This is a genomic window from Streptomyces sp. NPDC001315 (assembly GCF_042896175.1).
GTDB lineage: Bacteria > Actinomycetota > Actinomycetes > Streptomycetales > Streptomycetaceae > Streptomyces.
This window is the reverse complement of the sequence record NZ_JBIAWZ010000014.1, coordinates 157290-182891: the sequence shown is the minus strand read 5'-3', so window position 1 is coordinate 182891 and position 25602 is coordinate 157290. Positions and strand designations below refer to the sequence as shown.

Annotated in this window: 23 protein-coding genes; 8 read left to right on the top strand and 15 right to left on the bottom strand. The window is 70.6% G+C overall.

Features of this window, described 5'->3' with window-relative positions; translation table 11 throughout:
- Together ACFY16_RS30875 and ACFY16_RS30870 are read right to left on the bottom strand one after the other, a co-directional pair.
- Complete coding sequence (locus ACFY16_RS30875; protein WP_390650472.1) at window positions 1-456, bottom strand: cyclic nucleotide-binding domain-containing protein; 456 nt, start codon at window positions 454-456, stop codon at window positions 1-3.
- Between the two features lie 407 nt (window positions 457-863).
- On the bottom strand, window positions 864-1085 hold the full coding sequence (locus tag ACFY16_RS30870) for a hypothetical protein (protein WP_390650471.1): 222 nt from the start codon (window positions 1083-1085) through the stop codon (window positions 864-866).
- 183 nt (window positions 1086-1268) lie between these two features.
- Between ACFY16_RS30870 and ACFY16_RS30865 the strand changes: the two genes are divergently transcribed.
- Together ACFY16_RS30865 and ACFY16_RS30860 are read left to right on the top strand one after the other, a co-directional pair.
- Entirely contained in the window at window positions 1269-1742 is a 474-nt protein-coding gene (locus ACFY16_RS30865) for an ATP-binding protein (protein ID WP_390650470.1), read from the top strand.
- A gap of 232 nt (window positions 1743-1974) precedes the next feature.
- The gene (locus tag ACFY16_RS30860; protein ID WP_390650469.1) at window positions 1975-2838 is read left to right on the top strand and encodes a SigB/SigF/SigG family RNA polymerase sigma factor; all 864 of its coding nucleotides are present in this window, start codon (window positions 1975-1977) and stop codon (window positions 2836-2838) included.
- A 14-nt stretch (window positions 2839-2852) separates the two neighbouring features.
- Here the strand turns inward: ACFY16_RS30860 and ACFY16_RS30855 are convergent, their stop codons facing one another.
- The 4 genes from ACFY16_RS30855 to ACFY16_RS30840 form a co-directional block, all read right to left on the bottom strand.
- Window positions 2853-5105, bottom strand: a complete 2253-nt coding sequence (locus ACFY16_RS30855) for an FUSC family protein (protein WP_390650468.1) — start codon at window positions 5103-5105, stop codon at window positions 2853-2855.
- Between the two features lie 52 nt (window positions 5106-5157).
- On the bottom strand, window positions 5158-6528 hold the full coding sequence (locus ACFY16_RS30850; protein WP_390650507.1) for an NAD(P)/FAD-dependent oxidoreductase: 1371 nt from the start codon (window positions 6526-6528) through the stop codon (window positions 5158-5160).
- A 277-nt stretch (window positions 6529-6805) separates the two neighbouring features.
- Entirely contained in the window at window positions 6806-7198 is a 393-nt protein-coding gene (locus tag ACFY16_RS30845) for an STAS domain-containing protein (RefSeq protein WP_390650467.1), read from the bottom strand.
- 70 nt (window positions 7199-7268) lie between these two features.
- A complete protein-coding gene (locus ACFY16_RS30840; protein ID WP_390650466.1) occupies window positions 7269-8132 on the bottom strand; it encodes an RNA polymerase sigma factor SigF in 864 nt (287 codons plus the stop codon).
- A gap of 459 nt (window positions 8133-8591) precedes the next feature.
- Here ACFY16_RS30840 and ACFY16_RS30835 point away from each other — a divergent pair, with 459 nt between their 5' ends.
- Window positions 8592-8963, top strand: coding sequence for a PRC-barrel domain containing protein (locus ACFY16_RS30835; protein WP_390650465.1), 372 nt, complete (start codon window positions 8592-8594; stop codon window positions 8961-8963).
- A 90-nt stretch (window positions 8964-9053) separates the two neighbouring features.
- Here the strand turns inward: ACFY16_RS30835 and ACFY16_RS30830 are convergent, their stop codons facing one another.
- A complete protein-coding gene (locus ACFY16_RS30830) occupies window positions 9054-9488 on the bottom strand; it encodes an ATP-binding protein (RefSeq protein ID WP_390650464.1) in 435 nt (144 codons plus the stop codon).
- A gap of 236 nt (window positions 9489-9724) precedes the next feature.
- Between ACFY16_RS30830 and ACFY16_RS30825 the strand changes: the two genes are divergently transcribed.
- The 3 genes from ACFY16_RS30825 to ACFY16_RS30815 all read left to right on the top strand — a co-directional run bounded on the left by ACFY16_RS30825 (window position 9725) and on the right by ACFY16_RS30815 (window position 10876).
- A complete protein-coding gene (locus ACFY16_RS30825; protein ID WP_390650463.1) occupies window positions 9725-10129 on the top strand; it encodes an SDR family NAD(P)-dependent oxidoreductase in 405 nt (134 codons plus the stop codon).
- Window positions 10130-10451: 322 nt separating this feature from the next.
- Window positions 10452-10610, top strand: coding sequence for a hypothetical protein (locus tag ACFY16_RS30820; protein ID WP_390650462.1), 159 nt, complete (start codon window positions 10452-10454; stop codon window positions 10608-10610).
- 89 nt (window positions 10611-10699) lie between these two features.
- A complete protein-coding gene (locus tag ACFY16_RS30815) occupies window positions 10700-10876 on the top strand; it encodes a hypothetical protein (protein WP_390650461.1) in 177 nt (58 codons plus the stop codon).
- A 12-nt stretch (window positions 10877-10888) separates the two neighbouring features.
- Here the strand turns inward: ACFY16_RS30815 and ACFY16_RS30810 are convergent, their stop codons facing one another.
- From ACFY16_RS30810 to ACFY16_RS30780, 7 genes are all read right to left on the bottom strand, one after another.
- Window positions 10889-12790 (bottom strand): AMP-dependent synthetase/ligase, encoded by a 1902-nt coding sequence (locus ACFY16_RS30810; protein ID WP_390650460.1) that lies wholly within the window; start codon window positions 12788-12790, stop codon window positions 10889-10891.
- A gap of 153 nt (window positions 12791-12943) precedes the next feature.
- Complete coding sequence (locus tag ACFY16_RS30805; protein ID WP_390650459.1) at window positions 12944-14032, bottom strand: glutamate--cysteine ligase; 1089 nt, start codon at window positions 14030-14032, stop codon at window positions 12944-12946.
- A gap of 63 nt (window positions 14033-14095) precedes the next feature.
- Window positions 14096-16297, bottom strand: coding sequence for a 1,4-alpha-glucan branching enzyme (gene glgB, locus ACFY16_RS30800; RefSeq protein WP_390650458.1), 2202 nt, complete (start codon window positions 16295-16297; stop codon window positions 14096-14098).
- Window positions 16298-16301: 4 nt separating this feature from the next.
- Window positions 16302-17663 carry a maltokinase gene (locus ACFY16_RS30795; RefSeq protein WP_390650457.1) on the bottom strand — a complete coding sequence of 454 codons (1362 nt, stop codon included), beginning with the start codon at window positions 17661-17663 and terminating at the stop codon, window positions 16302-16304.
- A 28-nt stretch (window positions 17664-17691) separates the two neighbouring features.
- Complete coding sequence (gene treS / locus ACFY16_RS30790; RefSeq protein WP_390650456.1) at window positions 17692-19410, bottom strand: maltose alpha-D-glucosyltransferase; 1719 nt, start codon at window positions 19408-19410, stop codon at window positions 17692-17694.
- On the bottom strand, window positions 19410-21398 hold the full coding sequence (locus ACFY16_RS30785; RefSeq protein ID WP_390650455.1) for a maltotransferase domain-containing protein: 1989 nt from the start codon (window positions 21396-21398) through the stop codon (window positions 19410-19412). The genes treS and ACFY16_RS30785 overlap by 1 nt, the downstream gene beginning before the upstream one ends.
- Window positions 21399-21475: 77 nt before the next feature.
- Window positions 21476-21772, bottom strand: coding sequence for a DUF5133 domain-containing protein (locus ACFY16_RS30780; RefSeq protein ID WP_390650454.1), 297 nt, complete (start codon window positions 21770-21772; stop codon window positions 21476-21478).
- A 283-nt stretch (window positions 21773-22055) separates the two neighbouring features.
- Here ACFY16_RS30780 and ACFY16_RS30775 point away from each other — a divergent pair, with 283 nt between their 5' ends.
- On the top strand, window positions 22056-22568 hold the full coding sequence (locus tag ACFY16_RS30775; RefSeq protein WP_390650453.1) for a pep a2: 513 nt from the start codon (window positions 22056-22058) through the stop codon (window positions 22566-22568).
- Window positions 22569-22600: 32 nt separating this feature from the next.
- The gene (gene glgX, locus ACFY16_RS30770) at window positions 22601-24718 is read left to right on the top strand and encodes a glycogen debranching protein GlgX (RefSeq protein ID WP_390650506.1); all 2118 of its coding nucleotides are present in this window, start codon (window positions 22601-22603) and stop codon (window positions 24716-24718) included.
- 7 nt (window positions 24719-24725) lie between these two features.
- Here glgX and ACFY16_RS30765 read toward each other — a convergent pair whose 3' ends face one another.
- Window positions 24726-25529 (bottom strand): VOC family protein, encoded by an 804-nt coding sequence (locus ACFY16_RS30765; protein ID WP_390650452.1) that lies wholly within the window; start codon window positions 25527-25529, stop codon window positions 24726-24728.
- Between the last annotated feature and the right edge of the window lie 73 nt (window positions 25530-25602).

The following is a 25602-nucleotide window of genomic DNA, read 5'->3' as shown; positions in this document are numbered from 1 at the left end:
CTACGGGACGCTGCGCCGGTGCAGCGTGTACTGCTCCAGCAGCTTGCCCCGGGTCATCTCCAGCCGGTGGGCGAGGATCTCGGCGACGGTCCGCACCAGTACCAGCCCGAGCTGCGGATCCTCCTCGCTCAGGTTCCGCACGGGCTGTGCGTCGAACTCGTAGGCGCGTACCTGGCTGAAGGCCTCCGCGCCGAAGTCCCACACGTACGGCGGGAACAGCCAGGACCAACCGAGCAGGTCGCCCGCCCCGAGACTGGCCACGGTCACCCGCCGCGCGGACGTGACCTGCTGGTCGAGGGAGACGGCACCGGAGCGGATCACCCAGAAGCGGTCGGCGGTGCCACCCGACTCGAAGATACGGGTGTCCTCGGGGAAGGAGACCTCGCGCGCGAGCGACATCAGGCGCTGACGCTGGGGCTGGGGCAGGGCGGTCAGGAGTTTTGTCGCTTTGGTCATGACGCGGGGCTCCTCGCCGGCGAAGTGGAGGGAGGTCGGCCGCGCGGCGGTGTGCCACCGCTCGCGGTGTTTCCCCTACGCCCCATTTCAGCCGCTGCCGACGTCTGGGGCACCTCGGCGGACGTGCACCGGAGGTGGTCCGTCGGCATGCGGGTGGGGGTGGTAGGAGCAGTTACCCAGGGCCCTCGCCGTTCAACCGGCCGAGGAGCGGTGGCCGCGGTCCGGGGCAGTGAAAAGCCCTGGCTGGACGGGGGAGGCCAGCCAGGGCCGTAACGCGGTGGTGCACGGAGGACGGTACGGTCGACTCCGTCACCACGTATGAATGAACGCTAAACCATTCAGCGGGAATTCGCGTAACCGAAACCCGGTTGCGTGACCTGTTTCACTCGTTTCCCTGCCTGCGGCCGTCAGGCCTCCTCGCGGTGCCTGCCGGGGGTGAGGATCTCGTCCATCACCCTGACCACCGCCTCGTAGGCAAGCGTCCGTACGGCCGCCTCGCGCGCTCCGTCCGGATCGGTCGCCCTCATGTCCCCGCTCCGCGCCCGCCAGGTCCGCGCCTCCTGTTGGGCGCAGGCCCTGGCTCGGTGCATGCGGCGCAACAGCTCGTCCGAGTCCACGACATCCGTCATGTCATCCGACTACCCCCATCGCGCCCGTCGATGACGAAGCCCCCGGTCCGGGAACGGCAGGTTTGACGGACTCCCTTCAGGTGAGGCGAATAGAGGAGGCTTCCTCGACCGCTTGATCATCAGGTCACTTGATCACTCGGGCGGTCGATCACTCGGTCATTCGACCACCCAGGGAGCGCGACGATGCGTGCGAAACACCCGACCGGACCCATCACCGAGCCCGCCCGCGGCCCGGACCACTCGCACGGGCCGTCCGGGACGACAGGCCTCGGCGAGGGGGAATCATGCAGCCCGGCCGACGTCCGCAGCGCCGTGCGGCGCGTGGTGGACAGGCAGTGCCGGGCCGCGGGCTCGCCGTGCGACGAGACCGCCCTCGCCGACGCGCTCCTCGTCGCCTCGGAACTGACCACCAACGCCATCCTGCACGGCGGCGGCGTGACGGGGTTCGACGTCGGTGTGGAAGGGCGGGGTGTGCGTGTTTCCGTTTGTGACCGCAGTGAGCGATTGCCGGTGGTCACTCCCTCCGCAGACGTCCGGGGGCGCTGCCGGACCGGGGGCCGCGGCTGGCCGATCGTGTGCAGGCTGTCGCGGGACGTGCGCGTCTCGGACCTGCCGACGGGCGGCAAGCGGATCACCGCCGTGGTGCCCGTCTTCTGAGCCCTGTTTCCGGTGAGCGCTCGTGCGTCCCGTGCGTCCCGTGCGTCTTCCGGGCGTTTTTCCCGTGAGGCCGAGTTTGCCCCCGAGGAGGCAGGGCAGACGGAGGTTCGTGCTTCGGACCGGAGGCGCGCCGGCGGGAGCGGTATGTCCGTCCCGGCGCCTCCGGGCCGTCCGAGCGGAGCCGTTCCCGCGGCAAGTCCCTGAAACCACCTGTTCAGGAGCGAGAATCCGCATGCTCATTGATATGTCGACAAGCCGCCCCGACGTGCCGGCCCGCCCCACCACGCAGACAGGGCGCCCGTACGACGACGCCCCCGACACGGCAGCCCTGTTCACCCGTCTGACCGAACTGGAGGAGGGGCCGGAGCGGGACGCCGTCCGCGACGAGCTCGTCGCGGAGTGGCTGCCCATGGCCCACCGGATCGCCGGCCGGTTCCGTGACCGTGGCGAATCCCTGGAAGACCTGCGGCAGGTGGCGGCGCTGGGGCTGGTCAAGGCGGTCGACCGTTTCGACCCGTCCCGCGGCGCCTTCGAGAGCTATGCCGTGCCCACCATCACCGGTGAGGTCAAGCGTCACTTCCGCGACCGGATGTGGGCACTGCGCGTGCCCCGCCGGGTCCAGGAGCTGCGCAACAAGGTGCGGGTCGCCCGCCGCGAACTCGCCCAGCACCCGGGTACCCCCGAACCCGCGGTCGCCGACATCGCCGCCCACACCGGGCTCACGGAGGACGAGGTCAGCGCGGGCATGGAGGCCCTCGAGAGCTTCAGCACCCTGTCGCTGGACGCCGAACTCTCGTCCGGCGACGACGGCTACAGCCTCGCGGACACGCTGGGTGCGCCGGACACCGCGTACGACGTCGTGGTCGACCGCGAGGCCGCCAAGGAAGGCTTGCGCCATCTGCCCGAACGTGAGCGCGCCATCCTCTACATGCGCTTCTTCGAGGACATGACGCAAAGCCGGATCGCCGACCGGCTGGGCATCTCACAGATGCACGTCTCCCGGCTCATCAGCCGCAGCTGCGCCCGCGTGCGCGACGAGGTGCTGGAGCAGCACGGGAGCCGACGCGCCGCCGACGGCCGTACGACAGGGTTCTGAGCCGCCCCCGTCGGTCATCGCTCGGGTGTCGCCACCGGAATGCCCAGGGGGCGCGCCAGGCCCGTCACTGCCTCGTCCAGGCGTTGTACGTGGCGCAGCACCCGGTCGGTGATCCGGCCGTACCGGGGGGTGGTGTCGGGTCCCAGCAGCGAGGCGATGCTCGGGCCGGTCTCCACCTGGACCTCGGGAGCGCCCTCCTCGTGCGCGACGCGCGCGGCGATCGCCGCGATGTTGTGCACCACGCGCCGTCCCGCCCGCCGCAGCCGCGGGTCCGCCGCGATCGACGGATGGGTGGGCAGCAGCTCGGCCGCCGCCGCCAGGGTGCGCGCGTGATAGGCGCACGTCTCCAGCAGCGCCACCACGTACTGGGCGGTGTTCCGCCGCGCCCGCAGCGGCGTGATCGGATGCGTCAGCGGCTTGGTGGCGGCGCGCAGATCGGCCAGCGCCTGGTCGAGTGCGCGCGCCTGGTCCAGCAGGTCGCCCGCGGCCCCGCCGCTGAGCTGCCCGACCGCGGCGTCCGTGACCTCGGCGAGCCGGTCCAGCACGGTGACGAGAAGCTCGTCCGTACGGCGGGCCGTGCGCACCGGCAGGACCACCGCCGCCGCGATCACCCCGCAGGCCGCCCCGAGCGCCGTCTCCTCCACCCGCAGCACGAGGACCGACATGCTGTAGGTGTGCAGCAGGGTGTAGAGCACCCCGAGTGCCGCCGTCACGAAGAACGAACTCAGCGTGTACGACAGCGGAGCCGTGTAGAACATCGCGAAGAGACAGACCAGCACCAGCGTGAACGCCGTCCAGGTGTGGTGGCCGACCAGTCCCGCGAGCCCGATGCCGGCCACCACGCCCAGCACGGTCCCCATGAGCCGGCGATACCCCTTGACCAGGATCTCGCCGGTGGACGCCGTGTTGATGAACACGATCCAGCAGGTCAGCACCGCCCAGTACCAACGCTGGCTGGAGAGGAACTCCCCGCCCACGATGGCCAGCGCCGACCCGACGGCGACCTGTACGGCCGCCCGGGTGGTGGGCCGCTCCAGCCCGGTCGGCCTGGCCGCCTTCTCCGGCTCGGCCTCCTCGGCACCGGCGATGGCGGCGTCCTCCGCGTCCAGCTCCTCGCGGGAGCGGGTCGTCGAGGGGGTGTCGGCGGATTCGTCCTGCGGCCCGTCGAGCGCGATCCGCAGTCCGAGCACCGCCCGCGCGGCCTCACCGATGCCTCGGAAGACGTCCTTGACGGCGGGTGAGGCGGGCGGCAGGTTCTCCTCGTCCCGGTAGCCGAGGAGCCGGTTGCGCACCTGGGCCAGCCCGGTGCCCTGTGCTCCGGAGACCGGGCGCAGGACGATCACGCGCAGCGCCTCCAGATCCCGGCGCAGCAGGTCCGTGGCCTCCTCCCGCACCGGCAGTCGGCCGCCCGACGGGACGGGCGCGCCGGGCAGGTGCAGTGTGAGCGTGTCCGCGCGCTCGGCGCTGCGCGCGGTCAGCAGCAGGAGCCCCAGCCGCTCGGCGGCGATCTCGGCGTCGGCGATACGTCGTTGCAGCAGCCGTGCCACCGACTCGTCGGACGTGCCGTCCTCCAGCCGGCCCTGGATCATCATCGCCGTCTCGTGCAGGCGTGCGGTGCCGCTGCGCACATGCTCCAGGGCCTTCTCGATCTCGTCGGGACCGGCGTCGAGCAGCTCGAGCTGCGCGGACACCAGCTGCGCGAGCCGGGCCCGGAACGCCTGGCGCAGCCGGTCCAGCACGCCCTCGGGGGTCTCGGGCACGAGCACGAACCGCGCCACGGCACTGGAGAGGAACGCGACACCGATGGCGCCGTACAGCCCGGGCAGGGCCGGGACCGTGGCGCTGACGAAGAGAGACAGGAAGTAGATCTGGAAGCCGATCAGCCCCAGCGCCGTCCCGCGGTCACCGAACCGGCGGCCGTAGACGGCGCAGAAGATGAGTACGACGAAGAAGAGGTCGCCCAGCACCACCCGGGAGTTCAGCAGCGCGCCCAGCGTCACCGAGGCCAGGGCCACCGGCAGGCCCACCGCCAGCGTGACGGCCTGCCGGTCGCGCCGCTTCTCCCGGATGGCGAACGTGGCGACCATCGCCGCGATCGCCCCCGCCACCAGATGGGGCACGTCGGCCCGCAGCAGGGCGAGCACGGCGAGGGTGAGGGCGACGGCGCCCACCGTCCGCAGCCCGGCGGCGAGCCGCAGCAGCCCGGGATCGGACGCCGCGACGTGGTCCCGCAGCCGGGTCCGGACCGACCGTTCACCTGCCCTCACGCCCGCCGTACTCTCTCCCGGCTCACGGCACTCGTGCGCGCCGCGTGCCGTGTCACTGCTGCGGTGAATCCGAACCGGCCAGGTGTGCGCGCACCTGTTCGGGCGTCATGTACCTGTCGGTGTGCTCGAAGTCCTTCAGCTTGGCCGGCCTGCGGTCCTGGAACCCGGTGCGTACGAAATCGTCGCCGGCGATCGCGTTGAGCGTCCAGTTGGTCAGTACGCGCGTCTTGGCGACGTTGGTGCGCAGCGCCGACCAGTGGTAGCCGCGCGCCACGATCTGGGCCGGCAGACCGCGCAGCTCGATGCCCAGCGGCTTGGAGACGGCGTCCGTGCCGCCGAGATCGACGACCAGGCCGAGGTCCTTGTGGACGTAGGGGCGCTGCGGCTGGTTGCGGAGCGTCGCGATGACGTTGTCGGCGACGCGCTTGCCCTGCCGCATGGCGTGCTGGGCGGTCGGCGGGCAGATCGCGTTCTCGTCGCCCTTGGCCTTGTCGGGTACGGCGGCGGCGTCGCCGAGCGCGAACACCCCGTCGTGGCCGGGCAGGTTCATCTTCGCGTCGACCGCGAGCCGCCCCCGGACCGTCTCCGCGCCGAGTGTGCCGATCAGCGGACTGGCGACCACTCCGGCGGTCCAGATCAGGGTGCGGGTGGGTACTACCCGGCCGTCCGTGAAGGTGACCTCCTCGGGACCGGCCTTCTCGATGGAGACGCCCAGGGAGATCTCGATCCCGCGCCGGCCCAAGATCTCCTGGGCGCTGCGGCCGAGCTTGTCGCCGAGTTCGGGCATCAGCTTCGGGGCGATGTCGATCAGATGCCACCTGATCAGGGATGGGTCCAGCCTCGGGTAGCGCTTGATGGCGCTGTGCGTGAGGCGTTGCAGGCAGGCGGCGGTCTCGGTGCCCGCGTAGCCGCCACCGACCACCACGAACTGCAGCCGTGAGGCGCGCTCCGCCGGGTCGTCGCTGGCGTCGGCGAGGTCCAGCTGGGTGATCACGTGGTCGCGGATGTAGGCGGCCTCCGCGAGCGTCTTCATGCCGAACGCGTGATCGGTGAGCCCCGGGATGTCGAAGGTGCGGGTGACGCTGCCCGGCGCAAGCACGATGTAGTCGTAGCGCTCGTCGACGATCTTGTCGGTGATGGTGCGGACGACGCAGACCTTGGCCTTGAGGTCCACGCCGATGGCGCCGCCCGGAATGATCCGGGTGCGGTACTTCTTGCTGCGCCGCAGGGAGAGGGCGATCGACTGGGGCGTCAGTACACCCGAGGCGACCTGGGGCAGCAGCGGCAGGTACAGCTGGTAGGCGGACGGTGTCACCAGGGTGATGTCGGCCTCGCCGGGGGAGAGCTTCCGCTCCAGGCGTCGCACGCACGCCACTCCCGCGAAGCCCGCACCCACCACCAGGATCCTGGGTCGTGTCACGATGGTTCATCCCTTCTGCGGCTCCAGGCGGTCTGCCTCGACGTCATTCGCGTGCCCGCCGATCGCTGCTTCGCACCTCTCGATCCCACCGCGCCCGAACCCCTCCCGCCAGCCGGGTGCGGCATGCAGACGAATGAACGATTCCTCAGTCTGCCCGCTCGAGCGCCGAAGCGCGTGGGGAGCACCGAAGTACGGGTGATCTACGCGTGTTCCGGTCCGCACGAGGGCCGTGTACCCCGCCCGGGCCCGCGTGCGCCCGCACCCGGTGTGCGGGGCGCGGTCAGGCCTCCTGGGCCGGTACGCCCTCCGGCTGTCCCTCGACGAGGGCGAGGGCGTCGTCGACGCTCTCGGAGACGGGCACCGTGATGCTGACGCCGGTGAGGTCCAGGATCCGCCGTACGGCCGGGGTGGGAGAGATGATGTGCACGCTCCCCGAAACGTCGCGGGCCTCCTGGTACACCCGCACGACGATGTTCATGCCGGACGAGTCCATGAACGGGACCGCCGAGAGGTCGAGCAGGAAGTGCCGGCGGCCGTGGTGGAGCTGGTTGGCCAGGTGATGCTGGAACTCGGTCGCGGTGTCGAGGTCCAGATGGCCTACGACCGCGACCTGGGCGATGTCCTCCCGGACCACGGTGACCTCGACGGACAGCGGGTTCTGGGCAAGAGTCATGACTACCTCCACACGTACTGACGGCCTGACCTGGTCCCCCGTTCGGACGGTGCCGACGGGGCACGGGGTGTCAGGCGACCTCGGGGCCCAGCAGCCCGGTGCGCAGCCGCCGCACCATGCGGCTGAGCAGGCGGGACACGTGCATCTGGGAGATGCCGAGCTCCTTGCCGATGTCCGCCTGCGTGCGCTCCTCGACGAAACGCATATGGATGATCAGCCGCTCCCGCTCGTCGAGTTCGGCGATGAGGGGCGCCAACGAGTGGAAGTTCTCCACCAGTTCGAGCGCCGGTTCCTCCTCGCCGATGAAGTCGGCCAGCACGGACTCGCCCTCCGCGCCTCCGTCGGGGGTGAGGGCCGCGTCGAGGGATGAGGAGGTGTAGCAGTTCGACGCCTTGCGCGCCTCGATGACCTCGTCCTCGGACAGTGACATGAGCTGCGACAGCTCCCGCGTGGTCGGCATCCGGTCCAGCCGGGTCTGGAGTTCCTCGGTGGCCTTGGCCAGTTCGACCCGGGCCTCCTGCAGCCGCCGGGGGACATGGACGGCCCAGCTCGTGTCACGGAAGAAGCGCTTGATCTCACCGACGATGTAGGGCACGGCGAACGAGGTGAACTCGACCTCGCGGGACAGCTCGAACCGGTCGATGGCCTTGATCAGACCGATCGTCCCGACCTGGACGACATCCTCCATCGAGTCCCCGCGGCTGCGGAAGCGGGAAGCCGCGTAGCGCACCAGGGACAGGTTCATCTCGATCAGTGTGTTGCGCACGTACTGGTGCTCGGGCGTGCCCTCCCCCAGAACCGCGAGGCGGTCGAAGAACCGGCGCGAGAGCTCGCGTGCGTCCTTCGGGCTGACCTTCGAGGGAGTGCCGATGAGCGGAAGCCCTCCCCGGAGATCGTCCGTGACCGTCTGCTCCACTGCCGTCACGGCATCCATGCCGCCCACTCCGTTCGTCGCGCCGGTTGCTGACGGCATCCGACTGCCCCGAGTTCCATATCTCATGTCAGGCGCGCGGAAATAGAGAGACATCTGTCTCAAGTGCATGTCCGGAAAGCGCTGTTGGAGAGAGCAGCCGTGTCGCCTCCGTCCTCTGCCCCTACGAGGCCCACGCCCTGGCCGCCGGGGCGCTCGCCGACGCCCGCGCCAAGCACCCCGTCGCCGTCACCGGCGGCCGTACGACGGTCAGTTGCGCAGACGACCACCGGCCGGTGCCGCACGCCCACCGACAAGTACGGCACCACCACACGCGCCCGCCTCGGCCTCCGCTCCCGCGCGCGATGGTCCCACACCCGAATGCGCGTGCGGGGAAAGGGTATTTGGTGCTGTGGGACAGGCGGGCGCCGACCGTCCGCCCGCACGGGTACGAAACGCCCGGGAGGAAGAGGAAGGAGCAGTGTGACCACAGGCAGAATCTGGTCGTACGCGCCGGACAGCGGTCACGTCGAGGGGCAGGACCTGACGGGCTACGCCGTCGTCGCGACCGACGGCGCGATCGGACACGTGGACCGGCAGGCCGAACCCCACGGCATGCGGCACCTGGTCGTCGACAGCGGTGTCTGGCTGTTCGGCAGGAGCGCCGTCGTACCGGCGGGCATCGTCGCCGGCATCGACCCACAGGCCCGTAGGGTCTCGCTCGCCTGCACCGGAGGCGAGGTGAAGGCGGCGCCCCGGTTCCGGATCGACAGCGAGACGAGGGATCCGCGGTACCTGGCGACCGTCGGCGAGCACTACGAGCGGCTCGTCACGCCCAGGACCACGACGGACTGACCCCGGTGGGCCCGCCCGGAGGCGGGTCCGGGCCGGCGCGTCCGGACCAACGCCGTCCGGTGTCGTACCGGGCGTCCTGAGGGCGCTGACTCACCAGGGGAGAAAGACGTGAATGTCCTTGCCCCGGTCGGTGGCCACCACGCTGACCTGGGTGCACAGCGCGTGGACCAGGTGCCAGCCGATTCCGCCACCACCGGTCCTGGGGTGGAAGGGACGGGGCGCGGGAGGTGTGGTGCTGGTGTCGTGCAACGTGACGTGCACGCCGTCGAACGTCCGGCGCAGGCGCAATTCGAAGGGACCCGGCGCGTACTGGACGGCGTTGGCGGCCAGTTCCGTGACGATCAGCACGATGTCGTGCCAGCACTCCGCAGCCGCGGGCGGTGAGACACCGGCCAGCTCACGGAGGAAGTCCTCCGCGGCCAGGCGCGCACTCGTCACGTCCGCAGGCACACCCACGAAGCCGACGGTGCGGCTCGCGATGTCCTGGGAAGCCACTGTTCCGTCCCCACGCGGCTCGGTTGCCATGTCGCCTCTCCAGGCCCTGGTGTCAGCAGGGCTCTCGTCCCTTCCCGTACGCCTCTCGCTTCGTCACCCCTGCGAGTTCCCGAGGGTGCGCCGGGTACGCGTCCGAGGCGGCAGGCGGATGGGTGATCCCGTCCGGGGCGTCCTCGGAACACGGCGGGCCGCCCCCTGGCCACGGAGCGTACGCGGCCCGACAATCCGTCGGAAGCGGTCGGCGCGACCAGGGGGAGGGGTTCGACATGACCGGGACATCGGGAATGGCCGCGACATCCGTACTGCACGGCCGGATCGCGGTGGTGACGGGTGCGGCCCGTGGCCTGGGCGCGGCCGTGGCCCGTGCCCTGGCCACGAGGGGGGCACGGGTGGCCCTGCTCGGCCTGGAGGAGGCGGAACCGGCCCGGGTGGCCGCCTCCCTGCCGGCCGGGTCCGCCGTGTACCGGGAGGTCGACGTCACCGACGACTGCGGCATGGCCGCCGCGGCCGAGTGGGTCGGGCATCGGCTCGGCGCACCGTCCGTGGTGGTGGCGAACGCGGGAGCGGCGGAGGCGGGACCGTTCGTCGGCGTGGGGATCGCCTATCTGAGCTGGGCGGAGACGGGCATGACCGAGGAGGCGGACGCCCACGGCGCCCTGACGGTGCGGTGATTAGCTTCGGGGAGCTGCTGGACGCTGGATCCGACTCGGGCGTAACCATAAGGACCTCCTGTCGTTTTACCTGATACCTGCCGCGTGCTTGAAATGCGCGCGGTCCCCGCCACCGACATCGCGGCCCCTCTGTGGTGATCGGTTCAGCGTCCGGCGGGGCGGCGATCCCAGGGCGCGCCTGCTCGAAAGAGCCAGGTGCAGTCCAGACGCCGGCATCGCGTCACCGCCAGTGACGCCGCACACGGGCTCTACCCAAGGATCGGCCCGGACTCGTCCGCGCTCGTTACCGCTTCCACCCTTCGGGGCCACGTGGCTGCGCGCGGTGGCGGCCGTACGGCCCCTGCTGCCGGGGCTGGTGGCGTTGCAGAGCCGACTGGACGGTGCCGCCGGCCGCCTGGAGGACATCGAGGCCACCGGGCTGCTGGGGGTGGGTGGCCGGGCGGCGACACGTCCCGCGGGAAGCCGTGCCTCCGGGCAGTGAGGTTCCGCCGTTCCGCGCTCGGCGCGGCTGCGCCCGCTGTTCCGGGTAACTCGGACTGCCATGGGAAGAGACCGACGAGGGGAGAAGCTGTGCCGGCCGTCGTTGCGGCGGTCCTGCTGTTCATCGCGTTCCTGATCAACGCCGCGGACATCTCCACCAACGACGTCTTCACGTCGACCGACGTCATGCTCCTCGGCCTCGTCGCCCTGAGCCTGCACCTGGCGGGCGTGGGCGGCGCAAGGGTGGGCCGCGGCCGGCGGCGCTGAGGAAACCGGCCCCTACCGGAACACGTTGTCCGAATCGTCCCAGCCGAGCACCTCCTCCGCCGGGCTCTGCCGCGGCAGGCGCGAGCGTGCCTGGTACATCGCGTCGATCTCGAAGGCGTAGTGCCGCACGATCGCGTCCCGGCGCAGCTTCATCGACGGCGTCAGCAACCCGTTGGCCTGGTCGAACGGTTCAGGGAGCACCCGGAACACCCGGATGGACTCGGCGCGGGACACGGCGTTGTTGGCCGCTGCCACGGCGCGCCCGATCTCCTCCCGCAGCGCGCTCTCCTCGCGGGCCTCCCGGTTCGGCGTGTCGCTCTGCAGGGTCAGGGCCGCCCGCCAGTGCGTCAGGAACTCCGCGTCCAGCGTGATCAGCGCGCCCACGCAGGGGCGGTCGTCACCCACGACGACCGCCTGGTGGATCAGCGGATGCATCCGCAGCCGCTGCTCCAGCGGGGCCGGGGCCACGCTGTTGCCGCCGCTGGTGACGATGATGTCCTTCTTGCGGCCGGTGATCGTGAGGTAGCCCTCGGAGTCCAGCTGTCCGAGGTCCCCGGTGGCGAGCCAGCCGCCGCGCAGCGCGGCCCGCGTGGCGGCCTCGTCGTTGACGTACCCCTGGAAGACCGACGGGCCGTGCACGAAGATCTCCCCGTCGTCGGCCACCTGGATCTCGGTGCCGGGCAGCGCCTGCCCGACCGTCCCGGACTTCTCCCGGCCCAGCGGCTGCATGGTGATTCCGCCGCCGGTCTCGGTGAGGCCGTAGCCGTCGTGCACGTAGATGCCGATGCCCTCGTAGAAGAGGGAGAGTTCACGGTTGAGCGGCGAGCCGCCCGAGGTCGCGCGGACCACCCGGCCGCCCAGTGCGGCGCGCAGCCTGCGATACACCGTCCGCTCGTACAGGGCGTGTTGCAGGCGCAGGTCGAAACCGGGACCCGAACCCCGGCCCAGCCGCTGACGCTCGATGGCCGTCGCGAAGTCCCGTGCCGTCTCCGCGGCCCGCTCGAACAGCGGTCCCCGGCCCGCCTGTTGGGCCGTGCGCAGGAAGTTCTTGTACAGCTTCTCGAAGACCGACGGAACGGCGTAGAAGTACGTGGGCCGAAACGAGAGCAGCGCCGACGACAGGGAGGCCTCGCTCAGGTCCGGTTCATGGCCCATCAGCAGGCCACCGCGCAGACACAGGCCCTGGATCATGAGGCCGTACACATGGGAGAACGGCAGGAAGGCGAGAATGGCCGGCTGCTCCCCGGGGGGTGCCGCCGTGTGGCCCCAGCCCTCGAGCAGCGTGTCGCAGGGGCTTGCCAGAGCGCGGTGGCTCAGCGCGCAGCCCATCGGGCGCCCCGATGTGCCGGAGGTGTAGGCGACGACCGCCGTGGAGTCCGGCAGGACGATGCGGCGCAGCGAGTCCACCGTGGTGAGCGGGATGAACTCGCCCCGTTCCACCAGTTGTTCCAGCGCCCCCGCGTCCAGTTGCCAGACGTGCCGCAGGACCGGCAGTCCCGCACACACCGAGCCCACCGTCATGAGGCTCTGCTCGTCCTCGACCACGACGCCCACGCAGCCCGAGTCGCGCAGCATCCACTCGACCTGGTCGCGTGAGGAGGAGGGATGGATCGGCACCACCTCGGCGCCCACCGCCCACAGCGCGTGGCTGAGAACCGTCCACTCGTAACGGGTCCGCGCCATGATCGCCACCCGGTCGCCCGGCGAGATCCCGGACGCGATCAGCCCCTTGGCCAGATCGACCACCGCGTCCCGGACCTCGACGGCGGTCACCTCCTCCCAGGCGGCGGAGGCGCCCCGGCGGCGTGCGAGCAGCGGCAGGGCCGGGTTGCGAGCCGCCGTCTCGAAGACGCTGTCGGCGAGCCCGCCGGTCAGGGGTGAGGTCGCCGAGGGAGCGAGGGCGAAGTCGCGCATGAGCTGCTCCTGGGTTGTACGGGGAGTGACTCCGCCTATGAGAACTGTTATCGACGGTGGTCGAATCTAGCCCAGGAGAGACCGAATAGTGCCGAGAACGGAGAAGTAATCGAGCCGTGATCATGTCCATGGGGCGGCCGCGACGGCAGCGCCTCATTCCTGGGTGAGCCGTACGCACTCCACGACGACCTCCCGGAGGTTCCCGGTCCGTTCCATCAGCGCGCGCTGCACCCGCGCCCCGTTGCCCCGCCCCAGCAACTCGGCACAGGCCGCCCGCGCCCGGTCGAGGTCCCCGCTGTCGGCGAGAGCCTGCGCCACATGCTCCAGCAGCACCCGTACGACCCCCTCGGCGGGCTTGCGCCGCATGGTCCTGGGGTCGAGCAGCTCGCCCGTCAGACCGGAGCGCGCCGCCTGCCAGGCGGCCAGCCGGAGCAGGCTCACTCCGTGCTCCATGGGCTCCCGCCCCGCCCGCCACTCGCGGGCGGCGGTCTCCACGAGCCCCCGGGCGAGGGTGGCGACCAGGGCGGCGGTGTCCGCGTGCAGGCAGACGTCCGCGACCCGGATCTCCACCGTCGGGTACCGCTGGGACAGGCGGGCGTCGAAGTAGACCATCGCCCGGTCGAGGATGACGCCGGTGGCCACCATGTCGGCGACGCATCTGTGGTACCGCTCGGCGGAGCCGAAGACCTCGGTCGGCCCGGCCGACGGCCAGCGCCCCCACACCCGGCTGCGGTAGCTGCTGTAACTGGTGTCCCCGCCCTGCCAGAAGGGCGAGTTGGCACTCAGCGCCGTCAGCACCGACAGCCAGGGCCGGACGCGGTCGATGACGGCGACGCCCTCGTCGTCGGAGTCCACGGACACGTGGACGTGACAGCCGCAGACGAGCTGCTCCCGGGTGGAGATGCCGTACTGCTCCGCCATCCACTGGTAGCGGCGGCCCATGCCGACGCAAGGGCTGACCGGCAGCGGTGACGTGGCCAGCGCGGCGACCGCGCAGCCGATCTCCCCGGCGTGCCTTGCCGCCTCCGCGCGGCAGCGGACGATCTCCGCGTGGAGGTCCGCCATGTCCGACTGCGGATGGGTGGCGAACTCCAGCATCTGGTCGTGCAGTTCCTTCTCGAAGACGTCCTCGCCCACGCCGTGCCGCAAGGCGTGGGCGAGGACGGCGGCGGACAGCGCCTGCGGTTCGCCGCTCTCCGGGGCGACCAGGAGGAGCTCCTCCTCCACTCCGACGGTGCGCACGGTGGGCGGCCCTCCTGTGGGTCCTGCTGCGGCTACGACGCACCTCGAGTACCCCGGTGATCTTCAGTCCAAAGGCGTCAGCCACACCGTCGCGAGCGGCGGGAGCGTCAGCGTGATCCGGCCGTCCAGCTGTTTGACCGGCTCGGAGAGGGTGACGTCGCCGCCGCCGTAGCGCCCGGCGTCGGTGTTGAGCGTCTCCCGCCAGGCGGCGACGGTCTCCGGGACCCCTAGGACGTAGTCGTGCCGGACGACGGGGGAGAAGTTGGACACGGCCAGCAACGGGCTGCCGTCCGCGGCGAACCGCAGGAACGCGAAGACGTTGTCGTCGGCGGCGTCCCCCACGACCCACTGGAAGCCGGAGGGCTGCGTGTCGCGTTGCCAGAGGGCGGGGGTGCGGTGGTAGACGGTGTTGAGGTCGCGGACGAGGTCGCGTACGCCGCGGTGATCGGCCTCCGCAGCGTAGTCGGGATCGAGGAGCCACCACTCGGGGCCGTGGGCCGCGGACCATTCGGCACCCTGGGCGAACTCCTGGCCCATGAAGAGGAGTTGCTTGCCGGGGTGGGCCCACATGAAGCCGAGGTAGGCGCGGTGGTCGGCGCGCCGCTGCCACCAGTCGCCCGGCATCTTCGACACCAGTGAGCGTTTGCCGTGCACGACCTCGTCGTGGGAGATGGGCAGGACGTAGTTCTCGCTGTAGGCGTACACCATCGAGAAGGTCATCTCGTTGTGGTGGTACTTGCGGTGCACCGGTTCGTGGCCGATGTACTCCAGCGAGTCGTGCATCCAGCCCATGTTCCACTTCAGCCCGAAACCCAGACCGCCGCTGTCGGTGGGCCGGGTCACCCCGTCCCAGGCCGTGGACTCCTCCGCGATCGTCACGACACCCGGCACCCGCCGGTACACCGTCGCGTTCATCTCCTGGAGGAACGCCTTCGCGGCCAGGTCCTCCCGGCCACCGAAGACGTTGGGCTCCCACTGACCGGAGTCCCGGGAGTAGTCGAGGTAGAGCATCGAGGCGACCGCGTCCACCCGCAGCCCGTCGATGTGGAACTCCTCGCACCAGTACACGGCGTTGGCGACCAGGAAGTTGCGCACCTCGACGCGCCCGTAGTCGAACTCGTAGGTCCCCCAGTCCGGATGCTCCGCGCGCCGCCAGTCCCCGGGTTCGTAGAGCGGGTCCCCGTCGAACCGCGCCAGCGCCCAGTCGTCCTTCGGGAAGTGCGCGGGGACCCAGTCCATGATCACGCCGATGCCGGCCCGGTGCAGTGCGTCGATGAGGAACTTGAAGTCGTCGGGCGTGCCCAGGCGGGCCGTGGGCGCGTAGAAGCCGGTGACCTGGTAGCCCCACGAGCCGCCGAAGGGGTGCTCGGCGACCGGCATCAGCTCGACGTGGGTGAAGCCGAGATCCCTGACGTACGCGGGGAGCTCCGCGGCGAGTTGGCGATACGTCAGCCCTGGTCGCCAGGAGGGGAGATGGACCTCGTACACGGAGAACGGCGCCTCGTGCACCGGCGTGTCCCCGCGGTGCGCCAGCCACTGCTCGTCGCCCCACTCGTAGTGCGAGGCCGTCACGATCGACGCAGTGTCGGGCGGCAGCTCCGCGCGGCGCGCCATCGGGTCGGCCTTGAGGAAGCGGTCGCCGTACCGGGAGGTGATCTCGAACTTGTACCGTGCGCCCTCCCCGATGCCCGGCAGGAACAGCTCCCACACCCCGGACGCGCCGAGGGAGCGCATCGGGAACTGGGTGCCGTCCCAGAAGGTGAAGTCCCCGGCGATCCGCACCCCCCGGGCGTTCGGCGCCCACACGGTGAAGCGGGTGCCGGTCACACCCTGGTGTGTCATCGGCTCGGCGCCGAGCGCCTTCCACAGCTGCTCGTGCCGGCCCTCACGGATGAGGTGCAGGTCGAGCTCCCCCAGCGCCGGCAGGAAGCGGTACGGGTCGTGGACCTCGTACTCCGCGTCCTCGTACGCCACCAGCAGCGAGTACTCGGGGATCGCGTCGAACGGCAGTACGGCGGAAAAGAGGCCGTCGCCCTCCGAGACGAGCGGTTTGCGCGCTGTGCCGGCCACGACGCTCACCGAGCGGGCGAACGGACGCAGCGCCCGGAAGACGACACCGCCCGCGACGGGGTGGGCGCCGAGCAGGGCGTGCGGGTCGTGATGCGCGCCCGACAGCAGGCGCCGGCGCTCGTCCGGATCCAGGGCGACGGTCGTCGGCGGGACGGGTCCGGCCGACTCGGGGGGCGAGGTGTCTCGCAGTGCCACGGTGTCAGGCTCCTCTCACGGCGAGACGCTCGATCGCCGCCATTGGTACGGGCATCCAGTCCGGGCGGTGCCGGGCCTCGTACAGGACTTCGTAGACGGCCCTGTCCGTTTCATACGCGCGCAGCAGGGCGTGCTTCTTGCGCGGGTCCCAGCCCGCCCGGTCGGCGTAGCCCGCACAGAAGGCCTCCCGGCAGCGCAGGGCCCACTCCGGACGCCAGGGGCGGCGCTGACGGGCGGCATAGTCGAAGGAGCGCAGCATGCCCGCGATGTCCCGCACCGGGGAGTGCGCGCTGCGCCGCTCGGCCAGTGGACGGGACGGTTCGCCCTCGAAGTCGATGACGAACCACTCGCGCCCGGCGTGCAGCACCTGCCCGAGGTGCAGGTCGCCGTGGATGCGCTGGGCGGGCGGCCCGGGATCGCAGGCGGCGAGCGCGCCGAACGCCGTCCGCAGCCCGGCCACGAACGGCCGCAGAGCCGGGACATGATGCGCGGCGGAGTCCAGGCGCTCGGTCATCGCGGCCGCCGTCCGTTCGTTCTCGGCGTGGGCGCCGGGCGGGAAGGCGGAGGCCAGTGCCAGGTGCACCTCCGCCATCGCCCGTCCCAGCTCGTGCGACTCCGCCGTGAAGTCGTCACCGGTGGCGAGGGCGCGCAGGGCGAGGGTCCAGCCGTCGGACGCGTCGGGCAGGAACGGCTGCAGCACGCCGAGTGTCGCCTCCTGCGGGTGGTTCGTGCGGAACCATGCCACGGGGGCGGGCACGCGGCGGCAGCCCTGCCCGGCCAGCGCGACCGGCACCTCCAGGTCGGGGTTGATCCCGGGCTGGATGCGCCGGAACAGCTTCAGGATGAACGCGTCGCCGTACACCACGGACGAGTTGGACTGCTCGGCGTCCAGCAGCCGCGGCGACAGTCCGGCGGGCACCGGCACGGACGAGTCGGACTCGAACCGCAGCGGGCCCAGCGTGCCGGGGTGCCGCAGCCGCTCCAACAGCAAGTGCGTCGAGCGGGGGTCCTGCAGGGCGTCGTAGACCGCCAGGCCGGCCAGCGGGCCGAAGTCCGCCCGCCCGATGAGCGCCCGGCCGAGGCGGGGCGACAGGTGCTGCTGGATGCCCAGCAGCAGCTGATAGCAGTCGCCGGCCGGGGCGGCGCCGCCCGGGGAGGGGACCCCGCTCTGGCCGGTGTGCACGAGCAGATGCAGACAGCCCGGAAACAGCTCGGTCATGGACAGCAGACGGAGGTCCGTGAGCGGCCGGTCCTTGCCGGCGAACCAACGCTGCCGCGGCAGCCACTCCCGCAGCAGTCCGCCGAGCGACGCCATCGGCTGGGTGCCGCCGGCACTGCTCGGGTGGAGATATGCGGTCTTCGGCATGGTGACGCGTCCTTTCCTCGGCGCACGCTCACAGTCGTCGGCCGGTGCGGGGTGCGACTCGGGCGAGCCGGAACCAGTAGAAGCCGTGTCCTGTGAGAGTGAGCAGGTAGGGCAGTTCGCCGATGGCCGGGAAGCGCACCCCGCCGAAGAGTTCGACCGGATGCCTCCCGTTGAATTCCCGCAGATCGAGTTCCGTCGGCTGTGCGAAGCGGGAGAAGTTGTGTACGCACAGGACGAGGTCGTCCTCGTATTCGCGCAGGAAGGCGAGGACGGCGGGGTTGGAAGACTGGAGTTCCGTGTAGGAGCCGAGTCCGAAGGCGGGGTTCTGCTTGCGGATCTCGATCATGCGGCGGGTCCAGTGCAGCAGGGACGACGGCGAGGACATGGAGGCCTCGACGTTGGTGACCTGGTAGCCGTAGACCGGGTCCATGATGGTCGGCAGGTACAGGCGTCCGGGGTCCGAGGACGAAAAGCCCGCGTTGCGGTCGGGGGTCCACTGCATCGGGGTGCGGACGGCGTCGCGGTCGCCGAGCCAGATGTTGTCGCCCATGCCGATCTCGTCGCCGTAGTAGAGGATCGGCGAGCCGGGCAGGGAGAGCAGCAGGGCGGTGAAGAGTTCGATCTGGTTGCGGTCGTTGTCCAGCAGCGGGGCGAGGCGGCGGCGGATGCCGATGTTGGCGCGCATGCGCGGGTCCTTGGCGTACTCCGCGTACATGTAGTCGCGTTCTTCGTCGGTGACCATTTCGAGGGTGAGCTCGTCGTGGTTGCGCAGGAAGATGCCCCACTGGCAGCCGGACGGAATCGCCGGCGTCTTGGCCAGGATTTCCGAGACGGGGTGGCGCGATTCGCGGCGCACGGCCATGAAGATGCGTGGCATGACCGGGAAGTGGAACGCCATGTGGCACTCGTCGCCGCCGGCGGCGTAGTCGCCGAAGTAGTCGACGACGTCCTCGGGCCACTGGTTGGCCTCGGCGAGGATCACCGTGTCCGGATACATCGCGTCGATCTCGCGTCGGACGCGTCTGAGGAACTCGTGCGTCGCCGGGAGGTTCTCGCAGTTGGTGCCGTCCTTGGCGTACAGGTAGGGCACGGCGTCGAGGCGGAAGCCGTCGATGCCCAGGTCGAGCCAGAAGCGGAGGGCGGCCAGGATCTCCTCCTGTACGGCCGGGTTCTCGTAGTTGAGGTCCGGCTGATGGGAGAAGAAGCGGTGGAAGAAGTACTGGTTGCGGACCGGGTCGAAGGTCCAGTTCGACACCTCGGTGTCGACGAAGATGATGCGGGCGTCCTGGTACTGCTTGTCGTCGTCGGCCCACATGTAGTAGTCGCCGTAGGGGCCGTCGGGGTCCTTCCGCGACTCCTGGAACCACGGATGCTGGTCGCTGGTGTGGTTCATGACGAAGTCGATGATGACGCGCATGCCGTGCTGGTGGGCGGCGTCGACGAACTCCACGAAGTCGGCGAGGTCGCCGAACTCGGGCAGGACGGCGGTGTAGTCGGAGACGTCGTAACCGCCGTCACGCAGGGGGGACTTGAAGAACGGCGGGAGCCATAGGCAGTCGACGCCCAGCCATTGCAGATAGTCGAGTTTGGCGGTCAGGCCTTTCAGGTCGCCGATGCCGTCGCCGTTGCTGTCCTGGAAGGAACGGACGAGGACCTCGTAGAAGACGGCGCGTTTGAACCAATCCGGGTCCCGGTCCTTGGCGGGAGTGTCCTCGAACGTGTCCGGAACGGGCTCGTTGACAGTCATCACGCGGTAGCCCCTCCGGTCTGCGGGGACGATCGCCGGACGTGCAGCACATGGGCCGGTGCACGGCCGGGCTCCAGGCGCACGTAGTTGGTCCTGCCCCACTGGTAGGTCTCGCCCGTGAGCTCGTCGTGCACGGACATGGATGCGTGCCGCCCCAGGCCGAGTTGCGGCATGTCCAACGAGACCGTGGCCTCCTGGGCGTGGTGAGGATCGAGGTTGACGACCACGACCACCGTGTCGGCGCCCTCGCGTTTGCTGTACGCGATGAGCGCGTCGTTGTCGGTGTCGTGGAAGCGGATGTTCCTGAGCCGCTGGAGCGCGGGATGGCGCCGTCGGATGTCGTTGAGTCGGGTGACGAGGGGGGCGATGGTGCGGCCCTCGCGGGCGGCGGCTTCCCAGTCGCGGGAGCGGATCTGGTACTTCTCCGAGTCGAGGTACTCCTCGCTGCCCGGGCGCAGCGGGGTGTTCTCGCACAGCTCGTAGCCGCTGTAGATGCCCCAGGTGGGGGAGAGCGTCGCGGCCAGGACCGCGCGGATCTCGAAGGCGGGGCGGCCGCCGTGCTGGAGGTAGGCGTGCAGGATGTCGGGGGTGTTGGCGAAGAAGTTGGGCCGCATGTAGGCGGCCGACTCCCCGGACAGTTCGGTGAGGTACTCGGTGAGCTCCTGCTTGGTGTTGCGCCAGGTGAAGTAGGTGTAGGACTGCTGGAAGCCGATCTGGGCCAGGGTGCGCATCATCGCGGGGCGGGTGAACGCCTCGGCCAGGAAGATCACGTCGGGGTCGGTGCGGCCGACGTCCGCGATGACCCGCTCCCAGAAGACGACCGGCTTGGTGTGCGGGTTGTCCACGCGGAAGATCCGCACACCGTGGTCCATCCAGTACCGCAGGATGCGTACGGTCTCTGCGACGAGGCCGTCCATGTCCGCGTCGAACGCGATGGGGTAGATGTCCTGGTACTTCTTCGGCGGGTTCTCCGCGTGAGCGATCGTGCCGTCGGGGCGGTGGTGGAACCACTCCGGGTGCTTCTCCACCCACGGGTGGTCCGGCGAGCACTGCAGGGCGAAGTCCAGCGCCACCTCCAGGCCCACCGCCGTGGCCTGGGCGACGAACCAGTCGAAGTCCTCGATCGTGCCGAGGTCGGGGTGGACCGCGTCGTGTCCGCCCTCCGGGGAGCCGATCGCCCAGGGCACCCCGACGTCCCCGGGTCCGGCGGACAGGGTGTTGTTGGCGCCCTTGCGGAAGGTGGTGCCGATGGGGTGGACCGGCGGCAGGTAGAGCACGTCGAAGCCCATGTCCGCGATGGCGGGCAGCCGGCGCGCCGCGGTGCGCAGGGTGCCGTGCGGCCGTGCCGGTGTGCCTTCCGAGCGGGGGAAGAACTCGTACCAGGCGCCGTACAGGGCCCGCTCCCGCTCCACCAGCAGCGGCAACGGCTGCGAGGCGGTGAGCAGTTCCCGCAGCGGATACCGGGCCAGGACCTCGTCCACCTCCGGCGTCAACGCCCCCGCCAGCCGCGCGGCGACCGGCAGGGAGTCGTCGAGCAGCCTCTTCGCGGCCTCCCGGACCAGGGTGCGCCCGGGCCCCTTCGGCACCCGGGCGGCCGCCCGCTCGTACAGCTGGCCGCCCTCCTCCAGCACCAGGCCCGTGTCGATGCCGGCCGGGATCTTGATCTCGGCGTGCCGCCGCCAGGTGGTGACCGGGTCGGACCACGCCTCGACCGTGTAGGTCCAGCGCCCCATCGCGTCCGGCGTCACCTCGGCGCCCCACAGGTCGGTGCCCGGGGCGAGTTCGCGCATCGGCGTCCAGGGGCCCCGGCGGCCGTCCGGTCCCTTCAGTACGACATTGGCGGCGACCGCGTCCTGGCCCTCGCGGAACACGATGGCGGTGACCTGGAACGTCTCTCCCACGACCGCCTTCGCCGGGCGATTGCCGCACTCCACTCGAGGGCGGACCTCCCGCACCGGGACACGGCCGATGGCCCTGGTGGACTTCATGTGTTGACCTCCGCCGTGCTGGTCGACGGGCCCTGATGACCCGGCTGTCGGGATGTCCAAACTGCACCGGGGGAGGGCTACCGCTCCGCCGGGGAATGCCGGTGCGCGTGCGCTCCGTTGCGCGCCGGGCTCTTCGGCCGGCCGCGTCCGTTCCGCTCCCAGAGGTAGGTCCCCGCGCTGTTGCGCAGATAGCGCTCGGCGGCCTCGGCGGCCTCCCGCGCGCAGCGCTTGCCCATCAGCACGCACAGGGTGTATCCGGAATCCTCGAAGGTGGCCCGTACCGCGCGGTCGCCCGGGGAAGCGAGCATGGCGCGCTCCCAGCACCGGTAGCGCCTCAAGTGCCGGGCGACTTCGGCTTTCGCGGGTAGCAGCATGGCGCTGTTCACCTTCCGGGATTTCGAGAGGTGCGTCGCCCGGGAGATCGGGCACGCAGAGGCACGTATCGGGCGCGGCTCTCGAGGCTTTCACTTATGGTGCACGCGCGATGACCCAGCGTCCTGTTGGATCTTGGTTGTGGTGCGCTCGTGTTGCACGAATGGCGTAGCAAGGCCACTGTGGATGTGACTCAGGAGCGATCAGCGTTCACGCTTCGTGGTCAGCCCTCGACCCGCGGGGTCGAGAAGGAGCGAGAACTTCGCCGGTGAGGAGCCAACGACGATGAAGACCGCAGTGCCCTGTTACTACCACCTCGACGTGGAAGTCAGCCCCGAACGGTTGGATCAGGTCAGGCGCATCCTGGCCGCCCACCTCAGGCTCTGGGACCTCGAAACGCTTGTGGAGCCCGTCTGCCGCGGTACCGAACTGCTGCTGAAGGCCATCGACGAACACGCGACGGACAAGAACACGTCGATCGAGATGTGGTGGAACCGCCAGCACCTGATCACCGCCATCGCGGAGCACGACTGCCATCTGCGCCCGGACCAGGATCTGCGCGGCTGCCTCGAGCACATCGCCGCGATGAGCGACGGCTGGGGCTGCTGCGCCACGGACACCGGCGCCAAGGTCATCTGGTTCTCGCAGCGCGCCCGGGCCGGCGAACGCGTTCCGCTGGTGCCCACCGTGCCGGAGCCGAGCCTGCGCGAGGTGCTGCAGGTGCCCCGCGAGATGCAGGTCACGGCCCTGGCCGGACCGGCGAGCGCGGCGGACGGCGTCCTGGAGGACGCCCGGTGACCGCAAGGCCCCGCCGGAAGGCAAAGGCAGGGGTGCCCGCCTGGAGCGGGCACCCCTACCCGTTGGGCGCCTCCCACGACGGCAAGGGCACCAACTTCGCGCTGTTCAGCGAGGTCGCCGAACGCGTCGAACTGGTCCTCGTGGACGACGACGGCAGCCACCGACAGATCCCGCTGACCGAGGTCGACGGCTTCGTCTGGCACGGATACCTGCCCGGCGTCGGCCCGGGGCAGCGCTACGGCTACCGGGTGCACGGGCCGTGGCACCCGGGCGCCGGTCACCGCTGCAATCCCGCGAAGCTGCTGCTGGACCCGTACGCCAGGGCGATGGACGGGCAGATCGACGATCACCCCTCGCTCTACGAACGCGCCCCGGACGGCCCCGACCCGGCCGACAGCGCCGGGCACACCATGCTCGGTGTGGTGACCGATCCGGGCTTCGACTGGGGCGACGACCGCCCACCCCGCCGGTCGTACGCCGACACCGTGATCTACGAGGCCCACGTACGGGGCCTGTCCCGCGCCCACCCCGACGTCCCGCCCGAACTGCGCGGCACCTACGCCGGACTGGCGCACCCCGCGGTCGTCGAGCACCTGGTCTCGCTGGGTGTGACCGCGGTCGAACTGATGCCCGTCCACCAGTACGTGCAGGACGGTGTGCTGCAGGGCCGCGGGCTGTCCAACTACTGGGGCTACAACACGATCGGCTTCTTCGCCCCGCACAACGCCTACGCCGCCCACGGCACCCGGGGACAGCAGGTCGGCGAGTTCAAGTCGATGGTGAAGGCGCTGCACACGGCCGGACTCGAGGTCATCCTCGACGTGGTCTACAACCACACCGCCGAAGGCAACGAGAAGGGCCCCACGCTCTCCTTCCGGGGCATCGACAACGCCTCCTACTACCGGCTGGTCGACGGCGACTGGCGGCACTACTACGACACCACCGGCACCGGCAACAGTCTGCTGATGCGGCACCCCTACGTACTCCAGCTGATCATGGACTCGCTGCGGTACTGGGTGACCGAGATGCACGTCGACGGGTTCCGCTTCGATCTGGCGGCGACGCTGGCGAGGCAGTTCCACGAGGTGGACCGGCTGTCGGCGTTCTTCGACCTGATCCAGCAGGATCCGGTGATCAGCCGGGTCAAGCTGATCGCCGAGCCGTGGGACGTCGGTGAGGGCGGCTACCAGGTGGGCAACTTCCCTCCGCTGTGGTCGGAGTGGAACGGCAAGTACCGAGACGCCGTACGGGACTTCTGGCGCGCGGAGGAGCACACGCTCGGCGAGTTCGCCTCCCGGCTGACCGGCTCCTCGGACCTGTACGCGCACAGCCGGCGCCGCCCGCGCGCCAGCGTCAACTTCGTGACCGCGCACGACGGGTTCACGCTGCGCGACCTCGTCTCGTACAACGACAAGCACAACGAGGCCAACGGCGAGGGCAACCGGGACGGCGAGAGCGACAACCGGTCCTGGAACTGCGGAACCGAGGGCGAGACCGGCGACCCGGCCGTACTGGAACTGAGAGCCCGCCAACAGCGCAACTTCCTCGCCACGCTGCTGCTGTCGCAGGGCATTCCGATGCTCTGCCACGGCGACGAACTGGGCCGCACCCAACGCGGCAACAACAACGCCTACTGTCAGGACAACGAGGTCTCCTGGATCGACTGGCGACTGACCGAGGAGCAGCGTCGGCTGCTGGACTTCACGCGGTACGCCATCGGGCTGCGCTCCGCCCACCCCGTACTGCGCCGTCGACGCTTCTTCCGTGGCGAGACGGTCACGCACGCGGACCAGCCGCTGCCCGACCTCGTGTGGCTGCTGCCGGACGCGCGCGAGATGACCGACCGGGACTGGCAGCGCTCCGACGCGCACTCCGTCGGCGTCTTCCTCAACGGCGACGCCATCGCCGAACCCGACCCGCAGGGCCGGCCCGTCGTCGACGACTCCTTCCTGCTGCTGCTCAACAGCTACTGGGAGCCGGTCGGCTTCCGGCTGCCCGGCCCCGCCTACGGCGAGCGCTGGACGACGCTGATCGACACCTCGGAGCCGCAGGGCGCCCCGGACGAGACGGAGCACAAGGCGGGCACCGGCATGACCGTAGAGGCGCGCAGCCTGGTGCTCCTCACCCGGCCGGCCCGCCGGTCCGGGTGAGGGGGGTTCAGCGCGCGCGGCGCGGGGTCACCGTGAACTGGGCGCCGTCGGGGTCGCGCAGCACCACCTCGTCGGTGCTTCTGCGCAGGACGCTGCCGCCGTGCCGCTCCGCGGCCCGTGCGCAGGCCGTCACGTCCGCGACCGCGAAGTGCACCTGCCAGTGCGGCCGGATGGTGGGGTCGGGAGCCGACTCCAGCGCCCCGGACACGATACGGGCCACGACGTCCCCCCGGCTGCGCAGTACGACCTCGCCCCCTTCGTAGTGGACCTCGCAGCAGCCGACGCGGTCGGACGCCCATTCCAGGACCTCGCCGTAGAAGATCGCCGAGTCGAACGCGTCGCGCGTGTGCAGGCGGATGAAGGCGGGTGCTGCCCGCCGCCACGTCTCCCAGTCGGTGAAGAGCTTCCCTTCCCAGATCCCGAAGGTGGCGCCGTCCCGGTCGGCCAGCAGTGCCGCCCGCCCGGGCGGGAGGGAGATCGGCCCCACCGCCGACGTTCCGCCGCGCTCCCGGACCCGCGCCACTGCCTCGTCCGCGCTGCGCACGGCGAAGTACGGCGTCCACGCCACCGCCATCTGCCACATGGTGGCGACAGCGGCGATCCCGGCGACCGGGGCTCCGTCCGCCAGCGCGATCCGAAAGCGGTCGCCGAGCTTGGCCGTGCGCCACTCCCAGCCCAGCACCGCGGCGTAGAACTTCTCCGTGGTCTCCAGATCGCGGCTTGTCAGGCTCACCCAGCAGGGCGCGCCGAAGACGGAATCCGTCGAGACGACGTCCGTCGTGGAGGTGGTGGGGGTCGTGTCGTGATTCATGGGACTCGCGTTCCGATCTCGTCGGCCGGAGGGGGCCACCGGTCCCCCACCCCAGTGTCCGGCCGGAACCGCC

Excerpts from the sequence above, each read along its gene's own strand:
- ACFY16_RS30830 (WP_390650464.1), bottom strand. The coding sequence starts at position 9,488 with ATGGCAACCGAGCCGCGTGGGGACGGAACAGTGGCTTCCCAGGACATC.
- ACFY16_RS30775 (WP_390650453.1), top strand. The coding sequence starts at position 22,056 with ATGAAGACCGCAGTGCCCTGTTACTACCACCTCGACGTGGAAGTCAGC.
- ACFY16_RS30860 (WP_390650469.1), top strand. The coding sequence starts at position 1,975 with ATGCTCATTGATATGTCGACAAGCCGCCCCGACGTGCCGGCCCGCCCC.
- ACFY16_RS30765 (WP_390650452.1), bottom strand. The coding sequence starts at position 25,529 with ATGAATCACGACACGACCCCCACCACCTCCACGACGGACGTCGTCTCG.
- treS (WP_390650456.1), bottom strand. The coding sequence starts at position 19,410 with ATGACTGTCAACGAGCCCGTTCCGGACACGTTCGAGGACACTCCCGCC.
- ACFY16_RS30825 (WP_390650463.1), top strand. The coding sequence starts at position 9,725 with ATGACCGGGACATCGGGAATGGCCGCGACATCCGTACTGCACGGCCGG.
- ACFY16_RS30785 (WP_390650455.1), bottom strand. The coding sequence starts at position 21,398 with ATGAAGTCCACCAGGGCCATCGGCCGTGTCCCGGTGCGGGAGGTCCGC.
- ACFY16_RS30795 (WP_390650457.1), bottom strand. The coding sequence starts at position 17,663 with ATGCCGAAGACCGCATATCTCCACCCGAGCAGTGCCGGCGGCACCCAG.
- ACFY16_RS30845 (WP_390650467.1), bottom strand. The coding sequence starts at position 7,198 with ATGACTCTTGCCCAGAACCCGCTGTCCGTCGAGGTCACCGTGGTCCGG.
- ACFY16_RS30840 (WP_390650466.1), bottom strand. The coding sequence starts at position 8,132 with ATGGATGCCGTGACGGCAGTGGAGCAGACGGTCACGGACGATCTCCGG.
- ACFY16_RS30810 (WP_390650460.1), bottom strand. The coding sequence starts at position 12,790 with ATGCGCGACTTCGCCCTCGCTCCCTCGGCGACCTCACCCCTGACCGGC.
- ACFY16_RS30865 (WP_390650470.1), top strand. The coding sequence starts at position 1,269 with ATGCGTGCGAAACACCCGACCGGACCCATCACCGAGCCCGCCCGCGGC.
- ACFY16_RS30870 (WP_390650471.1), bottom strand. The coding sequence starts at position 1,085 with ATGACGGATGTCGTGGACTCGGACGAGCTGTTGCGCCGCATGCACCGA.
- ACFY16_RS30875 (WP_390650472.1), bottom strand. The coding sequence starts at position 456 with ATGACCAAAGCGACAAAACTCCTGACCGCCCTGCCCCAGCCCCAGCGT.
- ACFY16_RS30780 (WP_390650454.1), bottom strand. The coding sequence starts at position 21,772 with ATGCTGCTACCCGCGAAAGCCGAAGTCGCCCGGCACTTGAGGCGCTAC.